Source organism: Roseomonas sp. TS2 (genome assembly GCF_058833935.1).
In genome coordinates, this window is record NZ_JCACVY010000183.1 from 1 (window position 1) to 8,842 (window position 8,842).

An 8,842-nucleotide genomic window follows, 5' to 3' on the forward strand; every position below is an offset into this window, starting at 1 on the left:
CCCTATACCCTGGCCGGTGATGACCCGGAAGCCGCAAGACCCCTCGCCCCGCCGCCGGCACCGTGCCGGCTGGTGGCTGCTCGGCCTGGCCCTGCCCCTGGCCCTGCTTGGCGCCGGCCACGCCGTGCTGTGGCGCCTGGCGGCGCAACGGCTGGAGGCCGGCTTCCAGGCCTGGGCCGAGGCCCGCCGCGCCCAGGGCTGGCAGGTGGCGCATGGCCCGTCAAGCCCGGGCGGCTGGCCGCTGGCCGCCACCCTCGCCCTGCCGGCGCCGCGCGTCGCGGTGCCCGGCGGCGCCGGATGGCAGGCGGAGGCGCTGACGCTGCGCGTGCACCTGCTGCGGCCCGGCACGCTGGAGGCGGAACCGGAGGGCCGGCAGTCGTTGCGCCTCGGCGGTGCCATCCTGCCCTTCGCCGCCGGCCGGATTCTGGCCACCCTGCCGCTGGAAGCGGGCAGGGCGCCGGACCGCGCCACGGTCACGGCCACGCAGCTCCGCATCGGCACCGGCGCGGAAGCCACGGCGGTGGAGGCCGCCAGCGCCCGCCTCGCCACCGCGCCGGATGCCAGGAAGGGCGAGGCAGCCCTGAACCTCTCCCTCTCCCTGGACGGGGTGATGCTGCCGCTGGACACGCCGCTCGGCCGGCAGGTGCAGGCGGCCACGCTGGAGGCGGTCATGACTGGCCCCCTGCCTGCCCGGGCCACGCAATGGCGCGATTCCGGCGGCGCGCTGGAGGTGCGGGCGCTGACCCTGCGCGCCGGCGAGGTGGCCGCCAGCGCCGCCGCCACCCTGGCCCTGGATTCCGCCCTGCAGCCGGTGGGCGCCGGGACGCTGCGCATCGCCGGCGCGCCGCGCCTGCTGGAGGCGCTGGGCGCGGCCGGGCTGGTGCCGCCGCGCACCGCCACGCTGGCGCGCGGCCTGCTGCCCCTGCTCTCTCGCCCCGACCCGGAGACCGGCCAGCCGACGCTGGAGGTGCCGGTGACGCTGGAGAACCGCACCCTCTCCGCCGCCCGCATCCCGCTGGCGCGGCTGCCCGCCCTCGCCTTGCCGGAGTGACGGGGGCGGCGCCGCCTCAGAACGATTTCAGCAGCCGGTCGATGTAGTCCAGCTCGCTGGCCGGCCGTTCCCGCTCCGCCCCGCGGCGGCGCAGCTCCTCCAGGATGCGGCGGCTGCGCAGCATCTCGGCCTCCTGCGGCACCTGGGTGTCGCTGCCCTGGTCGTTGGCGCCGGGCGCGTCGCGGGTGGGGCGGCCCAGCGGGTCGCGCCCCTGGTTCTGGCCGGTCATGCGGTCCTGGCCCTGGCCGCTGCCCTGCTCCTGGCCAGGCATGGCCTGGCCTTCGCCCTGGCCCTCACCCTCGCCCTGCCCCTGGCCGAACTGGCGCTGCATGGACTGCGCCATCTGCCGGCCGCCTTCCTGCAGCTCGCGGATGGCCTGCTGCTGGTGGGGCGCAGCGTCCCCGCCCTGGCCCAGCGCTTCCTGCGCCTGGCGCATGGCCTGGTCGGCACGGCCCAGCGCCTCGGGGATCTCGCCGGTGAGGTCGCCGAACTGCTGCATCAGCTCGCCCAGCGCGCGGCGCAGTGCCCGCTGCTGGCTGGCATCGCGCCGCGCCTGCTGGCCGGCCTCGCCCTGGGCCTGGGCCTGCTGGCGGGATTGCGGGGCCTGCCGCTGGCCGCCGGCATTCGGGGGCTGGGCCTCGCCGCGCTGGTGGCTGCGGTCCAGCATCTCCCCCTGGCGCTGCACCATGTCCTGCACCGCGCCCATCTGCTGCTGCCCGCGCTGTTGCTGCTGCTGCTGGCGGCGGGCATTGCCGCCCTCCGGCCGGGCGGCGACGCGGCCCTCCTGCAAGGCATCCAGCATCCGCTCCAGCTCGGCCAGCTCCTGCTCCAGCCGGTCGGTGCGGCCCTCGCGGGCGGCGTCCTGCATCTCCTGGGTGCGGCGGTCCAGCTCGCGCTGGTCCATCAGGCGCTGGCTGGGGTCGAAGGGCATGGCCTCGGCATTCTCCTGCCGCAGCCGCTCGGCCAGCGCCTCCAGGTGGCGCTGCACCGCCTCGCGCAGCTCCTGCACGCGGCGCTCCAGCTCGGCGCGGGCGGCGGCGTCGGGCGGGGTGCGCTCGGCCTCGGCCAGCGCCTCGCGCAGCGCCTCGCGCGCGGCGGCCAGGGCGCGCGCCGTGCGGTCGGTGCGGCCTTCCTCCAGCGCCACGGCGGTCTGCCACATCAGCGCCTGGGCCTCCTCCACCCCTTCCGGCCGGCGGTCCCGCTGCAGCCGGTGGCGCGCCACGCGCAGCGCCAGGAAGGTGGCGATGTCGTGCTCGAAGGCCTCGGGCGCGGCGGCGAGGCGGTCCAGCCCCAGCCGCGCCGCCTCCCGCCCGCCGGGATCGGCCGAGAGCGCCTTGCGCAGCTCCACCAAAGCGCGGGCGACGGGGTGGTTGAAGCTGCGCTCCGGCAGGGTCAGGCCGGCCTCCTCCGAGGCGCCTTCCTGCCCGGCGCCGTCGCGCGCCACGATGCGGGCGCGCACCGGCAGCCCGGCCCAGGGATGCGCCGAGAGGTCGGGCTGCGCCACGCCGCGGGGCTGGCGCGGATTGCCGCCGGAGAGCGGCAGCTCCAGCACCAGCGGCGGCGCCTCGGGGCGGGCCGCCAGGCGCAGCTCGGCGCGGGCGGCGCCGACGCCCCAGTCATCCTCGGCGCGCCAGGGCAGGCGGAGGGCGAGGCCACGCGCGGCCGGCCCCGGCGCCTCGGCGAAGGCGGCGGTGGGCGGCGCGTCGGCCTGCACGCTGACGGTCCAGGCGGCCAGCTCCCGCCCCTCCCGCCACAGGGCGAGGCGGGCGCCCTGCTCCAGCGGCATCTCCAGCGCGTGGCTGCCGGCATCCAGCGTGCGGAAGGGAATGGCGCGCGCGTCCACGCGCAGCTCGGGGGCGCCGCCCTGCCCGCCCGAGAGGGCGAGCTGCAGCGTGCTGCCCTGCGGCACCGTCAGGCTGCCGCCCTCCAGCCCGAGGAAGACAGGGGCGGCGCCGGTGTAGCCGGGCGGCGTGATCCAGGCTTCCAGCCGCAGCGCCGCCACGCCGGCGGGGGCGGCCATGAGGCTGGGCCAGAGGGCGCGGCGAAGCCGCTCGCCGCTCTCGCCGCCGGCCATGGCCAGCGCCGCGCAGAGGCCCACCAGCAGCCCGCCGCGCAGCGCCCGCCGGTCCCGCGCCGCCAGGTTCGGGCGGGGGGCGCCGATGCGCAGCCGGCTCAGCCCGGCCAGCGCGCGGGCCTGGTGGGCGCGCCACAGCGCCAGCGTCGCCGGGTCCTCCGTCGTGGCGTGGTCGCGCAGGGTGGAGAGGGGGCGGTGCCGCAGCCCGGAGGCGGCCTCGATGCGGCGCTCGGCCGCGGCGTCGCCCGGCCAGGCGAGGCCGCGCAGCCCGCGCCAGAGGGCCAGCCCAAGGGCCAGGGCAAAGCCCAGGAGAAGGAGCAGGTGGAGCCAGGGCGGCACGGCCATGAACAGGCCGGCGAGCGCCGCCACCAGGAACAGGCCGATGACGCCGAGGGCCGGCCAGAGCCGGGGCCATAGCGCCTCCCACCCCAGCGCCAGGCGCGCGAGCCGCCGCCCGCGCGCGAGGCGACGGGCCAGCGGATCGCGCCGCGCCGTCACGGGGTCAGCCACTCCGGCAGGCGCTGGTGCGCCAGCAGGTCTTCCGGGGTCTGCCGCGGACGCACGACGGCGAAGCGGGTGTCATCCACCATCACCTCGGCCGCCAGCGGGCGGGCGTTGTAGGTGCTGCTCATCACCGCACCATACGCACCCGCATCCAAAAATGCGATGAATTCCCCCGGAGGCAGGTCGGGCATGGCGCGGTCGCGGGCAAAGGTGTCGCCGCTCTCGCAGACCGGCCCGACGATGTCGGCCGGCGCCAGCGGCGCGGCGTAACGCGCGGGGCTGAGCGGCAGGATGCCGTGCCAGGCCTCGTAGAGGCTGGGGCGCAGCAGGTCGTTCATCGCGGCGTCGGCCACCAGGAAGCGGCGGCCGCGCCCCTGCTTCTGCAGCACGATGGAGGCCAGCAGCACGCCGGCGGGGCCGGCGATCCAGCGGCCCGGCTCCAGCATCACCGGCAGGCCAAGGCCGCCGAGCGTCGCCTTGATGGTGCCGGCCAGCGCCTCGGGGGCGGGCGCCACCTCGTCGCGGTAGGGGATGCCGAGGCCGCCGCCGCAATCGACGCGCTCGATCGGCAGGCCGGCGGCGCGCAGGCCCCGCACCATCTCGGCCAGCCGCGCATAGGCGGCGTGGTAGGCGCCCATGCCGGCGGTGATCTGGCTGCCGATATGGGTGGCGATGCCGATCGGGCGGATGCCGGGCAGCGCCGCCATGTGCGCGTAAAGGGCGTGCGCGTCCTCGTAGGCGATGCCGAACTTGTTGTCCGCGCGGCCGGTGGTGATCTTGGCGTGGGTGCCGGCATCGACATCGGGGTTGACGCGCAGCGCCACGGGGGCGCGCAGTCCCATGCCCTCGGCGATGGCGGCGATCATCGCCACCTCCTCGGCGCTCTCGGCGTTGAGCTGGAAGATGCCCTCGGCCAGCGCCAGGCGGATCTCGGCCGCGCTCTTGCCGACGCCGGAGAACACTGTGGCGCCGGCCGGGATGCCGGCCGCCATGGTGGCGCGCAGCTCGCCCGCGCTCACCACGTCGGCCCCCGCACCCTCGGCGCGCAGCACACGCAGCACCGCCTGGCTGTCATTGGCCTTGGCGGCGTAGTGGATGCTGGCGTCGAGCCCCGCGCCGTCCAGCGCCGCGCGCAGGGCGCGGTAGCGGCGGCGCAGCGTGCCGGCGGAATAGACCCAGCTGGGCGTGCCGACCTCCCGCGCGATGCGGGCGAGCGGCACCTGCTCCAGCAGCAGCCCGTCATGGGCGTGCAGCGAGAGCGCCGGACGGGCGGCGAGAAGGTCGGCGAAGGACGGGTCGGCGGTATCCCGCGCGACGGGAAGCGGAGCGGCCATGCGGCATTCTACTGCGCGCCCCCTGGCCACGCCACGCCCCAGCCCTACTTCCGTTGCATGACCGACCCCGCGCCGCTGATCCTCAGCCTTGCCCTCGACCCGGCCAGCCAGATCCGGCTCGACCAGTTGCGCCAGGCCTACTTCCCGCCCGAGCGGAACCACCTGCCGGCGCATCTGACGCTGTTCCACGCCCTGCCGGGTACGGCGCTGGCGGAGATCGGCGCCAGGCTCGCCGCGCTGGCCGCCGCCACGGCGCCGCTGCCGCTGCGCTTCAGCGGCTGGCGCGGGCTGGGGCGCGGCGTGGCCTGCGCAGTGGAATCGCCTGCCCTGCTCGCCCTGCGCTCCGGCCTCGCCCAGGACTGGCAGGGCTGGCTGACGCCGCAGGACCGGCAGGGCTTCCGGCCGCATGTGACGGTGCAGAACAAGGTGGAGCCGGAGGCCGCCCGCGCCCTGCTCGATGACCTGCAGGCGCGGGTGCCACCCTGGGCGGGGCTGGGGCGTGGCCTGCTGCTGTGGCATTATCGCGGCGGTCCGTGGGAGGCGGCGGGAGAATTCCCCTTCGCCGCCTGAAACCGGGCGGCAGGCTGGGTCATTGCCGGCGCATCCAGCCTGGGTCCCAATACATGCCGCGCAACCTGCCTCCGCAGCCCAACCCGCCCTATCCGCCCTATCACGACCCGGAGGCGGAGGTGGAGCAGGCCGCCGGCCCTCTGACGGCCGAGGAGCGGGAGGAGGTGGAGGACCACGCCAAGCTCCGCCCGCTGGCCATCTATGAGATCGTGCGCCAGGAGGGCGCGGAGGAGCTGGGCCGGCCCTGGCGCAGCCTGTGGTGGTCGGGCCTCGCGGCGGGGCTTTCCATCGGCCTCTCGGTGACCACCATGGGGGTGCTGCACGCCCTGCTGCCGGATGCGCCCTGGCGCCCGCTGGTGCAGAGCTGGGGCTACACGGTGGGCTTCCTCGTCGTCATCCTGGCCCGCCAGCAGCTCTTCACCGAGGTGACGCTGACCGCCTTCCTGCCGGTGCTGGCGCACCCGACGGGGCGGATGGTGGCGTCGCTGGCCCGCAACTGGTCGGTGGTGTTCCTGGCCAACATGGTGGGCACGGCGGCCTTCGCCTTCGTGCTCTCCTATGACGGGGTGCTGCCGCCCTTCGTGCGCTCGGGGGCGCTGGCGGTCTCGCTGCACATGGCGGAGCTGTCGGCGCCGCAGGCCTTCCTGCGCGCCATCTTCTCCGGCTGGATGATGGCGATGCTGGTCTGGCTGCTGCCGCTGGCCGAGACGGCGCGCTTCTGGGTGATCACGCTGGTCACCTACCTGATCGCGCTGTTCGAGCTATCGCACGTGGTGGCGGGCTCGGTGGAGGTGTTCCTGCTGGTCTTCGAGGGGCGGCTCGGGCTGGGGCAGGGCCTGATCGGGCACCTGCTGCCCTTCCTGGCCGGCAACATCATCGGCGGCTCGGCGCTGTTCGCCCTGCTCTCCTACGGACAGGTGCATGACGAGTTGGAGGAGAAGGCCTGAGCCCTCCCCTCCGCCCGCCTCAGCGGCTCGGGTAGCTGCGCGGGTAGGTGATCTCCTCCGGCGGGCCTGGGGCGCGGATCGGCCCCGGCCGGCCGCAGGCGGCCAGCAGCAGCGGCGCCAGCAGCGCCACCGCCAGCAGCCCGGCCAGGCCGCGCATCCCGCGCGCCCTCACGCCAGCCGCTCCCGCCACTCGGCGGCCATGCGGCGGACGTTCACCGGCGCCGTGCCGCCATAGGAGGTGCGGGACGCCACCGAGGCCTCGACGCTCAGCACATGGAAGATGCCGCTGTGGATGCGCGGCTCCTCCGCCTGCAGCTCCTCCAGCGACAGGCCGGAGAGGTCCACCCCCCGCGCCTCGGCCTTGGCGACGAGGCGGCCGGTGACGTGGTGCGCGTCGCGGAAGGGCAGGCGCAGCTCGCGCACCAGCCAGTCGGCCAGGTCCGTCGCGGTGGAGAAGCCGGCGCCGGCGGCCTCGCGCAGGCGGGTCACGTCGGGCTTCATGTCGCGCACCATGCCGGCGGTCGCGGCCAGCGCCAGCGCCATGGTCTCGGCGGCGTCGAAGATGCCTTCCTTGTCCTCCTGCATGTCCTTCCCGTAGGTCAGGGGCAGGCCCTTCATCACCGTCATCAGCCCGATCAGCGCGCCGGAGACGCGGCCCACCTTGGCGCGCACCAGTTCGGCCGCGTCCGGGTTGCGCTTCTGCGGCATGATCGAGGAGCCGGTGGTGTAGGCGTCCGACAGCTTGACGAAGCCGAAATACGGGTTCGTCCAGAGCACGATCTCCTCGGCGAAGCGGGAGAGGTGCGTGGCGCAGATCGAGAGCGCCGAGAGGAACTCCAGCGCGAAGTCGCGGCTGGCCACCGAATCGAGGCTGTTGCGCGTCGGCCCGTCGAAGCCGAGCGCGGCGGCCGTCATGTGCCGGTCGATGTTGAAGCCGGTGCCGCACAGCGCGGCGGCGCCGAGCGGGCTCTCGTTCATCCGCGCCCGGCAGTCGCCGAGGCGGGAGCGGTCGCGCCCCAGCATCTCCACATAGGCCAGCAGGTGGTGGCCGAGGGTGGTGGGCTGCGCCGGCTGCAGGTGGGTGAAGCCCGGCATCACCGTGGCGGCGTGCTCGTCGGCGCGGTCGGTCAGGGCGCGCATCAGGTCGGCGAGCTGGCCGTCCAGCCCGTCGATCGCGTCGCGCACCCAGAGGCGGACATCGAGCGCCACCTGGTCGTTGCGGCTGCGCGCGGTGTGCAGCCGCTTGCCGGCCTCGCCCACGCGCTCGGTCAGCCGCGCCTCGATGTTCATGTGGATGTCCTCCAGCGCCTCGCTGAAGGGGAACTCGCCGGCCTCGATCTCCTGGCCGATGGCCGAGAGGCCCTCGCGGATGGCGGCCTCGTCATCGGCGGAGATGATCCCCACATGCCGCAGCATGGCGGCATGGGCCAGGCTGCCGCGGATGTCCTGCCGCCACATCTTGCGGTCGAACCCGATGGAGGCATTGATGGCCTCCATGATCGCCGAGGGTCCGGCGCTGTAGCGCCCGCCCCACTGCTGGTTGCCCTGGCTGCGACTGTGACTGGACAAGGAAGGATCTGCCTCGTGCTGCTGGAACGCCGCTCCCTGCTCTCGCTCTTCGCGGCGGGGGCGACCCTAACCACGCTGCTTCCGGCACGGCAAGGGATTGCGGCGGAGGAGCCGGAGGGCTTCGGCAAGCTGAGCCGCACCGCACCCCGCGCCGTGCCCGCCTTCGACTTCACCGATGCCGCGGGGCAGACGCGCAACCTGGCCGATTTCAAGGGACGCCCGCTGCTGATCAATTTCTGGGCCACCTGGTGCCCGCCCTGCGTGGCCGAGATGCCGGCGCTCGACCGTGCCCAGGCGGCGCTGGCGGCAGAAGGCTGGGCGGTGCTGGCGCTCTCCTCCGACCGGGGCGGCGCGGCGCAGGTGCGCCCCTTCTACGAGCGCACCGGCGTGAAGCACCTGAAGATCTGGCTGGACCCGCGCGGCGCCGCCGCCCGCGCCACCGGCTCGCGCGGCCTGCCCACCAGCCTCGTCGTCAACCGCCAGGGGCAGGAGGTGGCGCGGCTGGAAGGCGCCGCCGCCTGGGACCACCCGCAATTCCTGGCGGCGCTGCGCGCGCTGGCCGGCCCCGGCGCCGATTCCACCACAGGCGCCACCTGACGCCCCCCTTCCCCGCCAGGAGAATATCCGGATGCCCAAGCCCAGGATCATCGTTACCGGTGACAGCGAGCAGGCGGTCGCCTTCGGGCTGTTGCAGATGCTGATGCAGGAGGGCGACGCCCCGCGCGGCCGCGCCGCGATCCTGGCGGCCTTCCGGGAATGCCTGGAGGCGGTGCGCGGCACCGGCGCGCCGCCC

General features: G+C 75.4%; 8 protein-coding genes. 4 read left to right on the forward strand and 4 right to left on the reverse strand.

All coding sequences use genetic code 11. The features are described from left to right. On the forward strand, positions 1-1,051 hold a 1,051-nt coding region (locus ACZJYS_RS20340; protein WP_493180120.1), incomplete at its 5' end, for a DUF2125 domain-containing protein. A gap of 16 nt (positions 1,052-1,067) precedes the next feature. Here ACZJYS_RS20340 and ACZJYS_RS20345 read toward each other — a convergent pair. Continuing rightward, positions 1,068-3,635, reverse strand: a complete 2,568-nt coding sequence (locus tag ACZJYS_RS20345; protein ID WP_493180121.1) for a TIGR02302 family protein — start codon at positions 3,633-3,635, stop codon at positions 1,068-1,070. After that, positions 3,620-4,963: a diaminopimelate decarboxylase gene (gene lysA / locus ACZJYS_RS20350; RefSeq protein WP_493180122.1), complete on the reverse strand. Its 1,344-nt coding sequence runs from the start codon at positions 4,961-4,963 to the stop codon at positions 3,620-3,622. Before lysA ends, ACZJYS_RS20345 begins: the two co-directional genes overlap by 16 nt. A 57-nt stretch (positions 4,964-5,020) precedes the next feature. On the opposite strand from lysA, the gene ACZJYS_RS20355 reads away from it, so the two are divergent. Together ACZJYS_RS20355 and ACZJYS_RS20360 are read left to right on the forward strand one after the other, a co-directional pair. Next, positions 5,021-5,533, forward strand: coding sequence for a 2'-5' RNA ligase family protein (locus ACZJYS_RS20355; protein WP_109516893.1), 513 nt, complete (start codon positions 5,021-5,023; stop codon positions 5,531-5,533). A 53-nt stretch (positions 5,534-5,586) separates the two neighbouring features. After that, on the forward strand, positions 5,587-6,480 hold the full coding sequence (locus tag ACZJYS_RS20360) for a formate/nitrite transporter family protein (RefSeq protein WP_109516892.1): 894 nt from the start codon (positions 5,587-5,589) through the stop codon (positions 6,478-6,480). A 19-nt stretch (positions 6,481-6,499) separates the two neighbouring features. Here the strand turns inward: ACZJYS_RS20360 and ACZJYS_RS20365 are convergent, their stop codons facing one another. Beyond that, on the reverse strand, positions 6,500-6,652 hold the full coding sequence (locus ACZJYS_RS20365; RefSeq protein ID WP_181378098.1) for a hypothetical protein: 153 nt from the start codon (positions 6,650-6,652) through the stop codon (positions 6,500-6,502). Next, entirely contained in the window at positions 6,649-8,049 is a 1,401-nt protein-coding gene (gene argH / locus ACZJYS_RS20370; RefSeq protein ID WP_109516891.1) for an argininosuccinate lyase, read from the reverse strand. Before argH ends, ACZJYS_RS20365 begins: the two co-directional genes overlap by 4 nt. Positions 8,050-8,064: 15 nt before the next feature. Between argH and ACZJYS_RS20375 the strand changes: the two genes are divergently transcribed. Then, a complete protein-coding gene (locus ACZJYS_RS20375; RefSeq protein ID WP_493180123.1) occupies positions 8,065-8,646 on the forward strand; it encodes a TlpA disulfide reductase family protein in 582 nt (193 codons plus the stop codon). The last annotated feature ends 196 nt before the right edge of the window (positions 8,647-8,842 follow it).

What these genes read in the sequence shown, in the direction of transcription:
- ACZJYS_RS20355 (WP_109516893.1), top strand. Translation starts at nt 5,021, where the DNA reads ATGACCGACCCCGCGCCGCTGATCCTCAGCCTTGCCCTCGACCCGGCC.
- ACZJYS_RS20360 (WP_109516892.1), top strand. Translation starts at nt 5,587, where the DNA reads ATGCCGCGCAACCTGCCTCCGCAGCCCAACCCGCCCTATCCGCCCTAT.
- lysA (WP_493180122.1), bottom strand. Translation starts at nt 4,963, where the DNA reads ATGGCCGCTCCGCTTCCCGTCGCGCGGGATACCGCCGACCCGTCCTTC.